Consider the following 16,264-nt stretch of genomic DNA (forward strand, 5'->3'; position numbering starts at 1 on the left):
TTCATGGATGGACGGGTTAGGACCACGAATCAAACAACTCCGCCTTCAGGCCGGCATGAGCAAGGCCGCGCTTGCAAGACGGGTGGGCGTCTCTGACGTCACGATTTCCTATTGGGAATCAGGCACCATCAAGCAGATCGGTCATGAGCGCCTGGTCGCGCTGACCTCGGCGCTGAACTGCTCGATCAAACAGCTGCTCGATGATGACTCGTTGAATGCCATATCGGCCACTTCTCGGACGTCGAGCACCGCCGTGCTCAGTCTTCAGGCGCACCTTGGCGTGCCTTGGGAACAGCAGGAAACCGAAACAGGCGGGATGTCTACCCTGCAGATGCTGACTCGGGATTGCCATCTGGTGACGCCGGCAGAGAACGAGTCATTCGATTTTCTGTTCGAGGGAGACTTGGCTGCGATCGCGACTTGCGACAGGTTCCAGCAGGATGGCTTGTATCTACTGGAGCGCGAAGGCTTGCTGCAGATCCAGTACCTGGAACACCTCGCCTCCGGCCGAATGCGCGTCAGCGGCGAGCAACTTCAGGGTGTGACCGTCGAGAGCGTTCGCCACCCACCCTTTCGCATCGTCGGTTATGTCAGAGCCCGCTGGTGTCGCCAGTAGTCGACCAATACGCGGGCGATCGGATTCAGCCATGACGCCGCTGTTGGCGATAGGCGAAAAAGAACACGATCAGGCCACCCGCCGCCGTGGCCGCCCCCACATAACCGGTAATGGTCCAGCCGAAGCCAGCCCCGATGGCAATTCCGCCCAACCATGGCCCCAGCGCATTCGCCACATTGAAGGCCGCGTGATTGGAAGCGGCGGCCAGCGTCTGCGCATCCGCGGCCACGTCCATCAAGCGCGTCTGCAGTGCCGGAGACAGTGACACCATGGTGCCGATCGCCACGCAGATCAGCAGTACCGACCAGAGAGACTGCGCGGCGAGCGGGAACAGCAGCAAGATCGCAATGCACCACACCAGCAGCCAGCCGACACCCTTGAGCTGCATACGATCATAGAGCTTGCCGCCGACGATGTTGCCGATGATGGCACCCGCGCCGAACGCCGCCTGGGCAACGGGTATCCAGTAAGGCGACACCTGAGTCACGTTGATCAGCACCGGAGCCAGGTAGCTGAACACGCAGAACATGCCGGCGAAACCGATCGCCCCCACCCCCAAGGTCAGCCAGACCTGAGAACGCTTGAGCGCCGTCAGTTCCTGCGCGGGGCTGTTGCGTTTCTCCTGCCGGTTCAACGGCAGGTAAATGAACACTAGAATCACGGTCAGAATGGCGATACCGCCGACCATCGCGAAGGCCAATCGCCAACTCAGCAGTTGACTCAACCAGGTGGCGAAGGGATTGCCCACCAGCATGGCGATGGTCAAGCCCGACATGACACGGCTGACGGCCTGCGCCCGCTTGTGCGAAGGAACGAGCGACGCCGCGACCAGAGAGGCCACGCCGAAATAGGCACCGTGCGGTAACCCCGAGATGAAACGGAAGACCATCAAGGTGTGATAGTCAGGAGCGAAAGCGCTGGCAATATTGCCCAACGCGAAAAATGCCATCAGCATCAGCAGGAGGTGACGCCGGTAGAAATGCGATCCCATGACCGCTATCAACGGTGCGCCGACTACCACACCCAGCGCATAGGCACTGATGACGTTACCGACCTGCGGCTCCGAAATGTTCAGCGCTTCGGCGACATTGGGCATCAGCCCCATGATGGTGAATTCGCCAACCCCGATGGCGAACCCACCCACGGCCAGCGCCAGCTCGATCAGTAACGCATATCGCCGCGAAGGCTTCGCAGCAGTGGACCCGGACGCATTGGCCACGAAACCCTCCTACTTTAGTCTAATACCGTAAAAGTCGTCATTATTCACACCTCGCCAGCGAATGGAACCATTGAGACCACTTCTTTTGGCCACTTTCCCTCTGCGCTCGGCAATCGACGCCACAGGAAAACCGGAAAAATGAACTGACGAAATGGCGGCGAACAGTGGCCGACAGCCCACCCCATGCCGATCTGCGGTATCACTGACAAACAAACGATCGTATTAAACCTTGGATTTAATATTAAAAAAGCACAATCTTAACTAATGAAAGATATCACGAGACAAGGTTGGCCTCATTGGACACCGTTAGCTGCCAACTCAGCCCTCCCCATCAAGCCGACAAACAGAACGAAACTCGAAACCTTCGAAATAAATCATTAAAAACAATAATTTATCTGATAATATCCACACCGATACCGTCACTAGGCAGTCAAAAAAGCCAAAAAACATTCATCATGCAAAATAGACGCGGCCCTATACCAACTACGCATCTATCGGCATATTGAGCTATGTTAACCTTAACATGACCGTATCATGATCGAGACGTACCGCGTCATTTCATAACATCAAAAAAATTTATGACAGGCTTATGGCAACCGACAGTATTACTCATGATCACGTGGTAAACGCCATGTCCGACTGGCTCCGCGTCAATGGCTATCAGTGCGGCAGCAGCCGCCTGGGTACACGCTCGCAAATCGACCTCGAAGCCACCCCGGTATTTGGACAGCGTCGGCTGATCGTCGACTGTCGCGGAGAAGACAGCCATCGCGAGGGCCACGATCCCTGGATGGAGATTACGCAGGCATTCTTCTATCTCATCCAGGACACTGAAATACCCGATGGGTCGACTCGGGTCTCATTGGCACTACCCGACACGACAGAATTTCGTCGCCGGATGGCGGGAATGAAAGACTTCTGCCTGCGTCAGGGCATCACGATATTCTGGGTCGCGAAAACCGGCCGTGTCAGGCAGTGGGCCGAAGATGCCTGGTTTGCCGAGGGCATCAGGGCCCTGCCCTAGCAGGACGCGATCACGAACCAGCACCGACTTTCAAGCTTGATTTCCATGGTCAAGGAACTTTTCGGGCACCGACTGCTCTCAGTAAGCAAGAGATTCGACACAGCAGTTGCTATGCGGTTTCTCGAGCTCACTGTAATGATCGTTATCGCCGCGCTCTGCGCGGCGTTTTTTTGTCTGGACGTTAGCGCCCTATTCCCTCTCTTTTGACCTATCCCGTTGCTGCCCACGGTCAGCCCCCGCCAAAGGCCAATGGCGAACGCGGGGCCAATCCGTTACTGTCTCGCGATCGCCGATGCCACGAATTTGGCGCCCCAGAATAACGACATCGATAGCTCGATGGAGATTCGATATTTCGCTGAAGACACCGTACGGATCCTTGCCCATGCACCCTTTTGCCATTTCCGCCTGCACGACTTCTATCTCCCTGACCAAGCTCGTCAAACGGGTCTGCCGAACGATGCCTCTGCTGGCAGTCATGCTCGTCACGCCCGTGCACGCCGCCCCTCAGGGCAAGGTCGATTGCATCGCGCCAGCCCAACCGGGCGGTGGCTGGGACTTCACTTGCCGTTCCGTGGCCAGGGCATTGCAGGAGCTGTCGATGATTCCTGCCGCAATGCAGACGATCAACGTGCCCGGCGCCAGCGGCGGCGTTGCTTTCAGTCACGTACAGGCGAAGCGGTCCGGCGATGATGACCTGATCGTGGCGGCATCGACCGCCACGACCACGCAACTGGCATTGGGCAACTATCCCGATGGCGATGCCGACCAGGTCCGCTGGGTGGCGACCCTGGGCGCTGACTATGGCGTCATCGCCGTTCCCGCCGACTCTCCTTATCAGTCACTGCCGCAGCTTCTGGATGCCCTCAAGGCTGATCCCGGCAGCGTGACGTTCTCCGGGGGCGATGTCGCCGGCGGCTTCGATCATATCAAGGTCCTCATGGCGGCCCGTAAAGCGGGCGTTACCCACATTCGCGACATCAAGTACCTGGCCTTCGATTCCGGATCGGTCGCAATCAGCCAGTTGCTGGGCGGGCATATCGATGCGTTTACCGGCGATCTCAGCGAAGCCAAGAGTTTCGTCGACAGCGGGGATTTGCGCGTTCTGGCGATCTTCGCCGAGGAGCGCCTGCCCGGCAATCTGGCAGACATCCCGACCGCGAGAGAGCAAGGTATCGATGTGGTTGCCCCCAACTGGCGAGGCTTCTACACGCCAGCGGGCGCTTCTCAGAAAAGTTACGACTGGTGGAAACGGACCCTGGACGAGCTCTACACGTCGCCGCAGTGGAAGCAGATCATGACGCAAAGCGGGCTACTGCCATTCCACAAATCAGGCGACGACCTGGATCGTTTCGTCGACCAGCAGATCACTGACATCCGGGAGATCGGCAGCGAGCTGGGCATGCTTCGCTAGCGCCCCACTTTCCCGTCCGTTTGGGAGACGCGGCAACCGGCATGGTAGACTGACACGGTTGCCGCGCACTGGAGAGAGCGCCTGAATGTCCTTGTTTCTTCTGGTCTTCGCCGTCTGCCTGCTGGTCAGCCTGGCCACCGTGGCAGCGTTGATGCTGTCGCGAACGCCGCGCTATCGCACCCAGGCACAGGATCTACTGGATCTCTTCGACGCCGTGCTCGATAACCGTGCCAGCGAAGCGCGCTGGAATACGCTGATCGGTTATCCGATCCGCCACGATGCCTTCCTGGAAAATCTGCGTCGGCGGAGCCAGCATCTGATGGAAACCCACGGTCGCCCATGGCAAGCCGCTCAGGGAGGATCGCTCTTTTCCCGCAGCGGCCGTGAAGAGATTGCCGCGCTGCGTGATCATCTGGCCACTCATCAGGCGCTCGAAGGGCGCGAATACCGTGCCTGATCCGGGTCGGCCGAGGCAGGGCGCATGACCGACACGATTCGGCTGGCGCCGCTCGATAATGCCATTCAGCATCACCATCACGACTATCATCAGATCGTGATCGGTCTCTCTGGCTATGCGGAATTCGAGATTGCCGGACAAAGCGGGATCGTGGCTCCACTCTCCGGCTGTCTGGTACCGGCCAATATCGAACACTACTACGAAGGGATCGGCGACAATCGGCAGCTGATCATCGATCTACCGGACGACGCCAGTGCCTTGACCGGCATGCATCGCCGATCGAGAAGCCTGTTCGATCGCCCGGGCTATTTTTCGCTGGACGAGTCGCTGCAGCACTATCTCCAGTTTCTGATCCAGGAGATGACTCGGGCCAATCACGCCTCAGGGGATCTGCTGGTCACGACGCTGCTCAGTTCGCTACATGCGCGTCTTGGCGCCACGCTGTGTCCGCCGACTCTGACCAAGCGAGCCGGCCGGTCTCTGGATATTCCACGACTCGAGCAGTTCGTTATCGCGAGGCTGGATCGACGCCTCAGCGTATCCGATCTGGCCAACCTCGCCTGCCTCAGCGAGGCGCACTTCGCCGAGCGCTTTCGTGATCAGACGGGAATTACGCCTTATCAGTTCGTGATGCGACTGCGATTGACTCGAGTCCGTGAACTGACGACGTCCACCGACATGCCGCTGGCTGATATCGCGGAACGTACCGGGTTTGCCAACCAGAGCGCGCTGAGCCACGCCTTCAGGCGCCACTATGGCCACTCGCCGATGCAGCTGCGTCGTCTCTCCCGATAAGCCGTCTTTCCCGAGAAGCAGCCGCTCCTGATAAACCACTATCCCGGTAATAAACCACTATCCCGGTAATAAACCACTATCCTGTCCGTCATCCCGGTCTTTTGACAAATCTCCCCGGATAATTGGCAAGAACCCCCAGGCTGTTTCACGCTAGAGTCAGATGCCAAGACTTTCCATTTGGTGCCGGCCATCAGCGTGTTTCACGCGCAGACGCTGACACCAACGCTGAATACCCAGGGATTGAACGATGCTAAGAGCCGACCAAATGCTGGACGCTGCCACCTGGCAGACTTCGCTGGATGAACTGTTCATCCGCGTCAGCGATCATTACATCGTCGACGAAGACGCCTATCTGACCGAGCTCTGCACGTTGTTGAATGCCGGCGAGGCCGATTTTGCGCGCATTGGCGACAACACCGCGCAGCTGGTTCGCGACGTGCGCGCCATGGATACCGCTGTCGATTCCATCGATGAACTGCTTCAGCAGTACAGTCTCGACACTCAGGAAGGCGTGCTGCTGATGTGTCTGGCCGAAGCGTTGCTGCGTATTCCCGACAAGACCACCGCCGATGCACTGATCGAAGACAAGCTGGGGGTCGCCGACTGGAAGCGCTACCTGGGCCAAAGCGAGTCCTGGTTCGTCAATGCCTCGACCTGGGGCTTGCTGATGACCGGCAACGTGATCCAGCTGGACAAGCCGAGAGAAGGCAAGCCGGCCAACTTCATCAATCGCATGGTCAATCGCATGGGCGAGCCGGTCATCCGCAGCGCGATGTATCAGGCGATGAAGATCATGGGGCAACAGTTCGTGCTGGGGCGCACGATCGACGAGGCGCTCAAACGCTCGAAGCCGCTATTCAACAAGGGCTACACCTACTCCTACGACATGCTCGGCGAGGCGGCACGCACCCGGCAGGATGCCCAGCGCTACTTCGACGACTACGCCTCGGCGATTCGTCAGGTCGGCGACACCAGCATGAAGCTGGATGCGAAAACCCCGGCGCCGTCCGTGTCGATCAAGCTTTCGGCGCTCCACCCGCGCTATGAATTCGGTCGTCGCACCCAGGTACTCGAAGAGCTCGTTGGCACCGTCAAGCAGCTCGTCGAGATGGCCCGCGAGCGCCAGGTCGCACTGACCATCGACGCCGAAGAGGTCGATCGCCTGGAGCTGTCGCTCGAAGTCTTTCGTGCCGTGTTCGAAAGCGACGTCTGTCGCGGCTGGGGCCACTTCGGACTCGTCGTGCAGGCTTACGCCAAGCGCTGCCTGCCGGTGCTGCACTACATCAATCGACTGGCCGATCAACAGGGTGACGAGATTCCGCTGCGTCTGGTCAAGGGCGCCTACTGGGATACCGAGATCAAGGAGTCGCAGAAGCTCGGCGTCGACGGCTATCCCGTCTATACCCGAAAGGCCTGCACGGATGTCGCCTACCTCGCCTGCGCCCGGTTTCTGCTCTCCGAGAACACCCGCGGCCGCATTTTCCCCCAGTTCGCGACCCACAACGCGCACACCATTACCAATATCCTGGAACTATCCAATAACGCTGGCCGTGCGTTCGAATTCCAGCGCCTGCATGGCATGGGCGAGGCGCTCTATGACGCCGCACTCAAGCGTGCCCCGCAAGGCACTTACTGTCGCATCTACGCCCCTGTCGGCGCGCACAAGGATCTTCTGCCTTACCTGGTTCGCCGGCTGCTCGAGAACGGCGCCAACTCGTCCTTCGTTCATCAACTGGTCGATCCGCGCGTTCCCGTGGAATCGCTCTGCGTTCATCCGATCGCGGCGCTCAAGCCCTATCCGACCTTCGCCAATACCCGGATTCCATTGCCGCAAGATATCTATGGTCCAGCACGCAAGAACTCCAAGGGCGTCAACTTGAACATCAATAGTGAATATCAGCCGCTCATCGATCGCATGGCAGCGTTCATGGATCGGGAATACCACGCCAAGCCGCTGCTGGGCATCGATGTCGCCGACGACGATAGTCAGCGCCAGCGCGTCACCAGTCCATACGACCGTCGTCAGGCTGTGGGCAGCGTACAGTGGACGACGCGTGAGCAGACAGAGCAGGCAGTGGACATCGCCTGGCAAGCGTTCCCGCGCTGGAGCGAAACGCCGGTCGAAGCGCGCGCGGCCATCCTCGAGCGTCATGCCGATCTGATGGAAACGCATCTGGCGGAGCTGATGACACTCTGCTCCCGCGAAGGTGGCAAACTGCTCACGGACGGTGTCGACGAGATTCGCGAGGCGGTGGATTTCTGCCGCTACTACGCCGCTCGGGCAAGAGAGCTGTTCGCCGAGCCAACCGCGTTGCCCGGGCCGACCGGCGAGTCCAACGAACTGATGATGAGCGGCAAGGGGGTCTTCGCCGCGATCAGCCCGTGGAACTTCCCCGTCGCCATCTTTACCGGCCAACTGGTCGCGGCCGCCGTCGCGGGCAATACCGTGCTGGCCAAGCCCGCCGAACAGACTTCGCTGATTGCCAACCGCGTCATCGAGTTGCTCCACGAAGCCGGCATGCCACGCGATGTCGTACAGCTCCTGCCCGGCGACGGCCCGACCGTGGGCAGCGTCCTGAGCAGCGACCCTCGGATTACCGGTGTCGTCTTCACCGGCTCCACCGATACCGCACAGATCATCAACCGGGCCCTGGCCGCCAGGGAGAACGCCGCCCTGCCGACGCTGATCGCAGAGACCGGCGGCATGAATGCGATGATCGTCGATTCTACTGCCCTGCCCGAGCAGGTGGTGGCAGACGTGGTTCACTCTGCCTTCCAGAGTGCCGGCCAGCGCTGCTCCGCGCTTCGCGTGCTCTATCTGCAGGAAGACATTGCCGACCGTGTCATCGAGATCCTGCGCGGGGCGATGGAGGAGCTGCGGATCGGCGATCCCCGGGATCTGGGCACCGATGTCGGTCCGGTCATCGACGAAGACGCCCGCAAGGGTCTACTCGAGCATGTCGAGACGATGAAAGCCGAGGGCCGCTTGATCGCCGAGGCCCGGCTCGATCCTGAGCAGACCGGCAACGGCACCTTCGTCGCTCCCATGGCATTTCGCATCGACGGCATCGAATCGATGCAGACCGAGCAGTTCGGCCCGTTGTTGCACATCGCCCGCTACCGTGCCGATCAGATCGATGCCGTCATCGACGCCATCAATGCCAAGGGGTTCGGGCTGACATTCGGCGTTCACAGCCGCAACGAGAACTTCACCAATCACGTCGCCAGTCGCATCCGGGTCGGCAATGTCTACGTCAACCGCGACATCATCGGTGCCGTCGTCGGCGTGCAACCCTTCGGCGGACAAGGCTTCTCGGGTACTGGCCCGAAGGCAGGCGGACCGCACTATCTGTTACGCTTCGCCACCGAAAAGACGCGCACCATCAACACGGCGGCGCTGGGAGGGAACGCCTCGCTGCTCGCCATGGGTGACGAGTGATTCCCGCTCGTCCCCGGCGACAGCAAACCGCAGGAAGCGGCTCATGGTGACAACAGTGGTTGAAAACGGTGGTTGAAAACAGTGTTTGAAAACAACGCCAATACAGGCTGCACGCGGGAACGCTCTCTGATCGTGATGCTCGACATCAGCGCTGCGGCCCGCCTGCGCCCCCATACCCGCCGGCGCCGCGTCCGGCCTAACAATTAAGAGACAGGAGACGTTTTATGGCTATTGGTGTCTGGATAAGCCTGTTTGCCTACTTTGCGCTCATGATCGCCATCGGCCTTTATGCCATGCGCACGTCCACATCCACGTCCGAAGATTACATGCTGGGTGGCCGAACCCTGAGCCCGCAGGTGGCGGCGCTATCAGCAGGCGCCTCGGACATGAGCGGCTGGCTGCTGCTGGGTCTGCCCGGAGCGATGTTCGTCTCCGGTCTGGGCTCGGCATGGATCGGTATCGGCCTGTTCGTTGGTGCCTTCTTCAACTGGCTGCTGGTCGCGCCGCGTCTTCGCGAGCAGACGGTGCACTATGGCAACGCGATCACCATTCCTGCCTTCCTGGCTAACCGGTTCCCCTCTCGGGCGATGTCGCTGAGGACGGTTTCCGCCATCGTCATCGTCATCTTTTTCGCGATCTATACGGCGTCGGGGCTGGTGGCAGGCGGCAAGCTCTTCGAGAGCGCGTTTTCCGGCGTCATCAATCTTGGCGGTCTGAGCGATTACGCGGCCGGCGTCGTCATCACGCTCGGCGTGGTGCTGGCCTATACCGTCGTCGGCGGTTTCCTGGCAGTGAGCATGACCGACTTTGTCCAAGGCTGCATCATGATGCTGGCTCTGGTGATCATGCCGGCGGTCGTCATCTTCGGGGACGGGGGCGGCGGTTTCTCGCAGGCCTCCCAGACGCTGAATGAAGTCGACCCGACGCTGCTGTCGTGGACGGACGGCCTGACCTTCATTGGATGGCTTTCGGCGGTGACCTGGGGACTGGGTTATTTCGGGCAGCCGCACATCATCGTGCGCTTCATGGCAATTCGATCGCTGAAAGACGTTCCCGTGGCTCGCAACATCGGCATGAGCTGGATGCTCATCTCTCTGATCGGCGCGATCTCCCTAGGCATATTCGGCCGCGCCTATGCGATCCGCAACGGGATGGAGGTCCAGGACCCGGAAACGATCTTCATCATCCTCGCGAACCTGCTGTTTCATCCGCTAATCACCGGCTTCCTCTATGCGGCGCTGCTCGCTGCGATCATGAGCACCATATCCAGTCAGCTTCTGGTGGCATCTTCGTCACTGACCGAAGACTTCTATCGCCTGTTCCTGCGCAAGCAGGCCACGGAGAAGGAAACGGTCGCCGTGGGCCGGATCAGCGTCGTGCTGGTCGGCGTCGTGGCCGCCATCATTGCGTCCGATCCGAACTCTCAGGTTCTGGGCCTGGTCAGTAACGCCTGGGCAGGCTTCGGCGCGGCATTCGGCCCGCTGATCATCTTGTCCCTGATGTGGTCACGCACGAACGGCGCCGGCGCCATCGCGGGCATGGTCGTGGGCGCGCTCACTGTCATGGCGTGGATTGCGCTGGGCTGGAGCAACGAGTTCCTGGGTGGCCCCGGCGTCTACGAGATCATTCCCGGATTCATCGCCTCCTTCGTTGCCATTCTGGTGGTGAGCCGCATGACTGCCGATGCCGGTGAATATAAGCAGATCACCCGTTAAGGTAGCGCATTCAACGTGGTCGACGTCGCCAAAAGGGCTCCTTCGGGAGCCCTTTTCGATGCCACCGATTCATCCTTTCGCAGCCTGATACGACTACCGGTGGAGCTCGCGACGCTCACGAGTGCCTGGGTTCGCGAAATGCCCATACCCGCGAACCGACGTAGGTGATCAGCGGCACGGTGAGTGTGGCGATACCGATGGCCCAGAAACCGGCAATCTTCGTGGAGGCCAGCAATACTGCCAGCACTCCGTTGTTGAGCAAAAACCCCAGCACTGCCAGCGTGAAAAAGCGTCTCGCCCGCCCGCGGCGGCGGAAGGTCAGCCGCCGGTGGCCAATCAGGGATATCTGAAAGGCGACCAGAAAGCCGCACAGATTGACGACGAATTCCGACAGGGTCGGCCACGAGGCGCTGAGGATGGCAGCCACCCCGAGATGAGATGCCGTCGCCACCCCACCTACCAGTCCAAACCGCGCCGCGGTCTTGGCCTCTCGTTTGAGTCGCCGTTTCATGAGGCGTCGGGCGCGGTGGCTATCGAGCCATCCCCGTCCCTTTTCCGGCCTTCCGCGCCCCCTGACTCTTCGTCGGCCACACGCTCTTTCGCCACCAGACGGTCCTCGGCTACCAGACTGTCCTCGGCCACCAGATAAAGTGGCCGCTGCTTGGTTTCGATGAATAATCTTCCCACGTACTCCCCCAGTATGCCGACCGACAGCAGCTGCATGCCGCCGAAGAACAGGACCGCCGTCATCAGCGACGCGTAGCCGGGTACGTCGTTGCCGACAACGATCACCCTGCCGACCAGAAGCAGAATGTAGAGAAAGGCCAACCCCGCGATGACGGCGCCGAAGTACATCCAGATACGCAGGGGCCAGGTCGAGAAACTGACCAGACCGTCGATAGCGAAGTTCCAGAGTTTCCAGAAGTTGAACTTGCTGGCTCCGCTCGCTCTCGCCGGCCGGTCATAATAGACGCCGATCGAACGGTATCCGGGCCAGCTGAACAGCCCCTTCATGAAGCGGTTGCGCTCGGGCAGGCGCTTGATCGCCTCGACGACGCGGCGATCCAACAGCCGGAAGTCTCCCGCATTGCTGGGAATATGCGTCTCCGCCAACCGGTTGAAGAAACGATAGAAGAGCCCCGCGGAGGTGCGTTTCGCCTGGGTGTCCTCATCCCGCGACCCGCGAATGCCATAGATCATGTCGTAACCGCCATCCTGCCAGAGGCGAATGAATTCCAGAATCACCTCCGGCGGGTCCTGCAGATCGACGTCCATCGGCACCACCGCGTCGCCCCGAGCATGATCAAGGCCTGCCGTCATAGCGGCTTCCTTGCCGAAATTGCGCGTCAACGAGATCACCCGAACGCGGGGATCCAGCGATACCCTCTGCCGCAGCCTGACGAGCGTCTCGTCCGTGGAGCCGTCATCGACGAACAGAATTTCCAGCCTCGGCACGACGTCGCCCAGCGCACGATCCACCGCCTCGAGGAAACGCTCGATGGCAGCCTCCTCGTTCATGACCGGTACCACGATCGACAACATCCAGTCCCTTCGACGACTATCCACGAGCACTTCCTGCGCAATTGTGATCTTCGGCCCGACTTGCATTGGCAACCGGCGCCATCACCGACTAGGTTAATCCTAGCTGCTCGTCGATGGTTGCGCACAAACAGGCGCAAACCCTGCCCCGGCATAAAAAAACGCTGTTTCAAAATTTTACTGGACATAAAAAACAGCGTTTCCTATCATGACGACGTTGTCTCATAGAATGTGAAGACCGGTAACACGGCTTCATGATGAAAGAAAAGGAGTCCTTATCATGACCAAGACCAAACTGTTCTCTGCAATGGTAGTTGCCGGCACTTGCGCATTCGGAGCCCAAGCTGCCTTCGCCTACGGCGCTGGTGATTTCTACGGCCGTCTGGGTGTTGCCAAGACCGATACCGACGACGGTTATGCCGGCGACAGCGACAAAGGTGCCTACCTGGGTCTGGGCTACATGGTCCACGACAAGATCGGTGTCGAGCTGAGCTCCATGACCGAAACCAAGGTTCACGCCGAAGGCGGGGACTTCAAGCAGGTGCCGATCAACCTGATGGCGCAGTACTATCCGCTGGGCGGGATGGATTCGCGCGTTCAGCCGTACGCTGGCGTCGGTGTCAACTACACCACGTTCTCTGACGAGAGCGGCGTTGGCAGCATCGATGACTCCTGGGGCGCCGCTGGCCAACTGGGTGTCGATCTGAACGTGACTGACAACTTCGGCTTCAACGCCTTTGCTCAGTACACCGATGTCAGCGCTGACATCAGTGGCGGCCGCGACCTGGATCTCGATCCGGTCACCGTTGGCGCCGGCGTCACGGCTCGCTTCTAAGCGAACATCGACAGGTAGTCATGACCGGGCCCCTGGGCCCGGTTTTTTGTGTCTATGGTTTAGAGAGGCTTGATTTAAATAGACGTGGTTTAGAGAAACCTGGTTCAGCGAACTCAAGACGAATGCGTCCCTCTCTCATGCTTGGGTGACGATCCGGTCGACAGCCGCCAGCTCGCGCACCACCGGCTCTCTGCGGGAAGCAGGCACGTCCTTGAGCCAGACCTCCATCGCCGGTGCAACGGCACAGCTGGCAGGTAGCGTGGCACGAGCATCGACCAGTGCCTGCAGACGGGCCATGAAGACGTAACGCAACCACTGCGGCAGCACCATGGTGTCGACGCAAAACGGCTGCTGACTGTCGAAGGCCTGAGGATCCGGTGGCGACACCTCCCAAAGCTCGGCTTCGATCAGAGTGGTTTTCAACTCGCGCAGGGCACGAGCCAATTCATCGTGCGAACTCATTCTTTCTCCTGTTGATAGCTTGATGCGGCTCTTCAGGGTTGCTCACAGAAACGCTGAAAGAGCCTGTGGATAAACTTGGGACACCTCGTCCCGGGCGCCGCAGCCCGTACCTCAGCGAAGACTGTTCAATTTTTGGTCAAACCCTGTTCAGCGTCACTGGCGCAAGTTACAGTGCGCGCCTCGAGGAACACGGCGACCGCCTATCATGCAAACGCTGAGCGATTTTTTCACGCAGAGTGGCGCGGAACTTGCGCTGTCGACCCTGGGCCGGCGCGTGGAACCGATGCGTCAGGACACCTTCGCCGCTTTCGAACAGCAGCGCGAGCCGTGGCCAATGCCCTGGAACGGTCAGGCGCAGGTCGCATGCGCCCTGCGCTGGCCGGCCACGTTCAAGGATCCAGCGATCTGGTTTCTGTCGCTACCGCTCGATGAGCAGGGTCTGCTGGTTCCAGCCGCACGCGACGAATTTCTCGATCGCTTGCTGCAGACGTTGAGTACCCCGACCTCGGATACGCCAATCACCGATCCGTCAGTGAATAATAATGTCACTCAGGACTCGCTGGAAACGCGTAATCTGATGCAGGACAACCCGCTGGCGTTCGAACCGGAGCTGCATCAACGAGCGCTGCTGCATGCTCGCCTGTCTCGTCATTTCGGGCAACCGCCGTCGATGCATTCGGATATGGCGCGCCGCTATCTGATCGGTGACGACGCGCTAGATTGGCAGATGCTCGGACTCCAGGGATTGGCCGATCAGGTGGTCGCCAAAGAGCCGGCCGTCATCGAGGCATTGGCAAGCCGTCTGACCACCCTGCCACGTGCCATGACGCTGCCGCTCTGCTATCTGATGGAACATGGCGATACGCCGGTCGAGCTGCTTCCCGTCGTGTGGCAAGCCATGGCCAACGCTCGCGAGGCCCAGGACATCGAGGCATTCTGCGCGCTGTTGAGAGCCTTGCTGGGCAGTGATTCGCCCCAGGTCGGCGAGTGGCTCGATCATATTCTCGCCGATGATGATCTCATGGCCGCCGACTGCCTTGCAGCCATCGCTGCGCGCGGCTGGCAACATCTCGAGCATGAAATTCGACTCGGACGGTTTCTGGAGCGGCTGGCAAACTGCAAGGACGCCAACTTTCGTCCTGTGGTGCGCGATTTGGCATTGATCCCTCGCCTGCGCCTGCCCATATTGATGATGCTGCGTCAGGCACCGGCGGACTCTTCCGTGGGACGGCTCGTCAGAGAATGGAACGCTTGAACCCATGAAAGCACTACCCTATCAGGCCAAGGCAGTCATCGGCCGGCGCGAGATGATCACGCTGCCGGATCTACACCTCACGCTGTGCTGCAAGGCAGACACCGGTGCGCGAACCTCGGCCTTGCATGCAGAACAGATAGAACCCTATGAAGAAGACGGCCATCCGTGGATCCGGTTCATCACTCGCTCGAGTGGTCAACAGAGCACCCACCACGAATGCCAGCTGCCGTTGCACGACCGCCGGAGAGTGAGAAGTTCCAATGGCCAGCAGGAGTGGCGCTACGTCATTCGTACGCGCCTCATCCTCGGTGGCCTGGATTTTCCCATTGAACTGACACTGACCGATCGCAGTAACATGCGTCACCCCATGCTGCTGGGAAGGCGCGCCATGCGACGCCTGCTGGTTGCCCCGGGTGCCGCATTCCTGCACGGTGAACCCTGACCGCTGTTCGCCACGCCTTCTCACTTACGCTCCGGAGCTCCCCGCGCATGCATATCGGCATCTTGTCACGCAATCGCAACCTTTACTCGACGCGCCGCTTGATCGAAGCCGCCGAGCAGCGTGGTCATAGTGTCAGAGTCGTCGACACGCTGCGCTGCTACATGAGCATTGCCTCGCATCGCCCCTCGATCCATTACAAGGGCGCCGAACTCGAGCCTTTCGACGCCATCATCCCGCGTATCGGTGCCTCGGTCACATTCTACGGCTGCGCGGTCCTGCGCCAGTTCGAGATGATGAGTACCTACGTGCTCAACGACTCGGTCGCGATCACGCGTTCACGCGATAAATTGCGCTCTCTGCAGTTGCTCTCGCGCAAGGGGCTGGGGCTGCCGGTCACTGGCTTTGCTCATTCACCCGATGACATTCCCGATCTGATCACCATGGCCAAGGGCGCACCTCTGGTGATCAAGCTGCTGGAGGGCACGCAGGGGATCGGTGTCGTACTGGCAGAAACCAACCAGGCGGCCGAATCGGTCATCCAGGCATTCATGGGCATGAAGGCGAACATCATGGTCCAGGAGTACATCAAGGAGGCCAAAGGCGCCGATATCCGCTGTTTCGTCATCGGTGACAAGGTCGTGGCATCGATGAAACGCCAGGCTGCCGAAGGCGAATTTCGCTCCAATCTGCATCGAGGCGGCACCGCCAGCGTCATCCGTATCACGCCGGAAGAACGCTCCACCGCCATTCGCGCGGCCAAGGCGATGGGGCTTGGCGTGGCAGGCGTTGATCTGCTGCGTTCCAACCATGGTCCGGTGATCATGGAGGTCAATTCTTCTCCCGGCCTGCAGGGCATCGAATCCGCCACCGGCAAGGACATCGCGGGTCAGATCGTGGAGCATCTGGAGAAAAACGCCACCCCTCCGCGTAAAGCGCCGCAGAAGCCGAAAGGCTAGTTTGAGGAAAAATTGAACAAATAGCCGGAAATACTAGATTTTTCTGCACTCAGGGGTAGCAAAACAGTGTTTCCGGCCGCACAATTTGTGTCACCTCAG

The 16,264-nt window shown here is 59.9% G+C and carries 15 protein-coding genes; 11 read left to right on the forward strand and 4 right to left on the reverse strand.

Annotation, left to right across the window (positions count from 1 at the left end):
* Nucleotides 1-55: 55 nt before the first annotated feature.
* Nucleotides 56-616 carry a helix-turn-helix domain-containing protein gene (locus BTW07_RS09510; protein WP_425272028.1) on the forward strand — a complete coding sequence of 187 codons (561 nt, stop codon included), beginning with the start codon at nucleotides 56-58 and terminating at the stop codon, nucleotides 614-616.
* Nucleotides 617-641: 25 nt separating this feature from the next.
* On the opposite strand, the gene BTW07_RS09515 is transcribed toward BTW07_RS09510, so the two are convergent.
* Entirely contained in the window at nucleotides 642-1,835 is a 1,194-nt protein-coding gene (locus tag BTW07_RS09515) for an MFS transporter (RefSeq protein ID WP_075569938.1), read from the reverse strand.
* A gap of 631 nt (nucleotides 1,836-2,466) precedes the next feature.
* Between BTW07_RS09515 and BTW07_RS09520 the strand changes: the two genes are divergently transcribed.
* The 6 genes from BTW07_RS09520 (at nucleotide 2,467) to putP (ending at nucleotide 10,676) form a co-directional block, all read left to right on the forward strand.
* The gene (locus tag BTW07_RS09520) at nucleotides 2,467-2,859 is read left to right on the forward strand and encodes a hypothetical protein (protein ID WP_075569939.1); all 393 of its coding nucleotides are present in this window, start codon (nucleotides 2,467-2,469) and stop codon (nucleotides 2,857-2,859) included.
* 382 nt (nucleotides 2,860-3,241) lie between these two features.
* Nucleotides 3,242-4,270, forward strand: coding sequence for a Bug family tripartite tricarboxylate transporter substrate binding protein (locus BTW07_RS09525; protein ID WP_083941728.1), 1,029 nt, complete (start codon nucleotides 3,242-3,244; stop codon nucleotides 4,268-4,270).
* A gap of 85 nt (nucleotides 4,271-4,355) precedes the next feature.
* The gene (locus tag BTW07_RS09530; protein WP_075569940.1) at nucleotides 4,356-4,727 is read left to right on the forward strand and encodes a hypothetical protein; all 372 of its coding nucleotides are present in this window, start codon (nucleotides 4,356-4,358) and stop codon (nucleotides 4,725-4,727) included.
* Nucleotides 4,728-4,751: 24 nt separating this feature from the next.
* On the forward strand, nucleotides 4,752-5,522 hold the full coding sequence (locus BTW07_RS09535) for an AraC family transcriptional regulator (RefSeq protein ID WP_075569941.1): 771 nt from the start codon (nucleotides 4,752-4,754) through the stop codon (nucleotides 5,520-5,522).
* 247 nt (nucleotides 5,523-5,769) lie between these two features.
* Nucleotides 5,770-8,961, forward strand: coding sequence for a bifunctional proline dehydrogenase/L-glutamate gamma-semialdehyde dehydrogenase PutA (gene putA, locus BTW07_RS09540; protein ID WP_075569942.1), 3,192 nt, complete (start codon nucleotides 5,770-5,772; stop codon nucleotides 8,959-8,961).
* A 224-nt stretch (nucleotides 8,962-9,185) separates the two neighbouring features.
* Nucleotides 9,186-10,676: a sodium/proline symporter PutP gene (gene putP, locus BTW07_RS09545; protein WP_075569943.1), complete on the forward strand. Its 1,491-nt coding sequence runs from the start codon at nucleotides 9,186-9,188 to the stop codon at nucleotides 10,674-10,676.
* 115 nt (nucleotides 10,677-10,791) lie between these two features.
* Here the strand turns inward: putP and BTW07_RS09550 are convergent, their stop codons facing one another.
* Nucleotides 10,792-11,187, reverse strand: a complete 396-nt coding sequence (locus BTW07_RS09550) for a GtrA family protein (RefSeq protein ID WP_075569944.1) — start codon at nucleotides 11,185-11,187, stop codon at nucleotides 10,792-10,794.
* Entirely contained in the window at nucleotides 11,184-12,242 is a 1,059-nt protein-coding gene (locus tag BTW07_RS09555) for a glycosyltransferase family 2 protein (RefSeq protein WP_244158342.1), read from the reverse strand. The genes BTW07_RS09550 and BTW07_RS09555 overlap by 4 nt, the downstream gene beginning before the upstream one ends.
* A 253-nt stretch (nucleotides 12,243-12,495) precedes the next feature.
* Between BTW07_RS09555 and BTW07_RS09560 the strand changes: the two genes are divergently transcribed.
* Nucleotides 12,496-13,050: an OmpW/AlkL family protein gene (locus tag BTW07_RS09560; protein WP_075569946.1), complete on the forward strand. Its 555-nt coding sequence runs from the start codon at nucleotides 12,496-12,498 to the stop codon at nucleotides 13,048-13,050.
* A 135-nt stretch (nucleotides 13,051-13,185) separates the two neighbouring features.
* Here BTW07_RS09560 and BTW07_RS09565 read toward each other — a convergent pair whose 3' ends face one another.
* Nucleotides 13,186-13,512 (reverse strand): YqcC family protein, encoded by a 327-nt coding sequence (locus BTW07_RS09565; protein ID WP_075569947.1) that lies wholly within the window; start codon nucleotides 13,510-13,512, stop codon nucleotides 13,186-13,188.
* A 205-nt stretch (nucleotides 13,513-13,717) separates the two neighbouring features.
* On the opposite strand from BTW07_RS09565, the gene BTW07_RS09570 reads away from it, so the two are divergent.
* From BTW07_RS09570 to rimK, 3 genes are read left to right on the forward strand one after another with little or no spacing between them, the layout of a single operon-like run.
* On the forward strand, nucleotides 13,718-14,767 hold the full coding sequence (locus tag BTW07_RS09570; RefSeq protein ID WP_075569948.1) for a DUF3549 family protein: 1,050 nt from the start codon (nucleotides 13,718-13,720) through the stop codon (nucleotides 14,765-14,767).
* A gap of 4 nt (nucleotides 14,768-14,771) precedes the next feature.
* Complete coding sequence (locus tag BTW07_RS09575; protein WP_075569949.1) at nucleotides 14,772-15,209, forward strand: ATP-dependent zinc protease family protein; 438 nt, start codon at nucleotides 14,772-14,774, stop codon at nucleotides 15,207-15,209.
* Between the two features lie 47 nt (nucleotides 15,210-15,256).
* Nucleotides 15,257-16,165 carry a 30S ribosomal protein S6--L-glutamate ligase gene (rimK, locus tag BTW07_RS09580; protein ID WP_075569950.1) on the forward strand — a complete coding sequence of 303 codons (909 nt, stop codon included), beginning with the start codon at nucleotides 15,257-15,259 and terminating at the stop codon, nucleotides 16,163-16,165.
* Nucleotides 16,166-16,264: the final 99 nt, after the last annotated feature.

Origin of the sequence: Salinicola socius (assembly GCF_001937195.1) — a bacterium.
In the GTDB taxonomy this organism is placed as follows: Bacteria; Pseudomonadota; Gammaproteobacteria; order Pseudomonadales; family Halomonadaceae; genus Salinicola; species Salinicola socius.

Coding starts and splice junctions, on each gene's coding strand:
- BTW07_RS09510 (WP_425272028.1), top strand. CDS start 56: ATGAGCAAGGCCGCGCTTGCAAGACGGGTGGGCGTCTCTGACGTCACG.
- BTW07_RS09520 (WP_075569939.1), top strand. CDS start 2,467: ATGTCCGACTGGCTCCGCGTCAATGGCTATCAGTGCGGCAGCAGCCGC.
- BTW07_RS09525 (WP_083941728.1), top strand. CDS start 3,242: ATGCACCCTTTTGCCATTTCCGCCTGCACGACTTCTATCTCCCTGACC.
- BTW07_RS09530 (WP_075569940.1), top strand. CDS start 4,356: ATGTCCTTGTTTCTTCTGGTCTTCGCCGTCTGCCTGCTGGTCAGCCTG.
- BTW07_RS09535 (WP_075569941.1), top strand. CDS start 4,752: ATGACCGACACGATTCGGCTGGCGCCGCTCGATAATGCCATTCAGCAT.
- putA (WP_075569942.1), top strand. CDS start 5,770: ATGCTAAGAGCCGACCAAATGCTGGACGCTGCCACCTGGCAGACTTCG.
- putP (WP_075569943.1), top strand. CDS start 9,186: ATGGCTATTGGTGTCTGGATAAGCCTGTTTGCCTACTTTGCGCTCATG.
- BTW07_RS09550 (WP_075569944.1), bottom strand. CDS start 11,187: ATGAAACGGCGACTCAAACGAGAGGCCAAGACCGCGGCGCGGTTTGGA.
- BTW07_RS09560 (WP_075569946.1), top strand. CDS start 12,496: ATGACCAAGACCAAACTGTTCTCTGCAATGGTAGTTGCCGGCACTTGC.
- BTW07_RS09565 (WP_075569947.1), bottom strand. CDS start 13,512: ATGAGTTCGCACGATGAATTGGCTCGTGCCCTGCGCGAGTTGAAAACC.
- BTW07_RS09570 (WP_075569948.1), top strand. CDS start 13,718: ATGCAAACGCTGAGCGATTTTTTCACGCAGAGTGGCGCGGAACTTGCG.
- BTW07_RS09575 (WP_075569949.1), top strand. CDS start 14,772: ATGAAAGCACTACCCTATCAGGCCAAGGCAGTCATCGGCCGGCGCGAG.
- rimK (WP_075569950.1), top strand. CDS start 15,257: ATGCATATCGGCATCTTGTCACGCAATCGCAACCTTTACTCGACGCGC.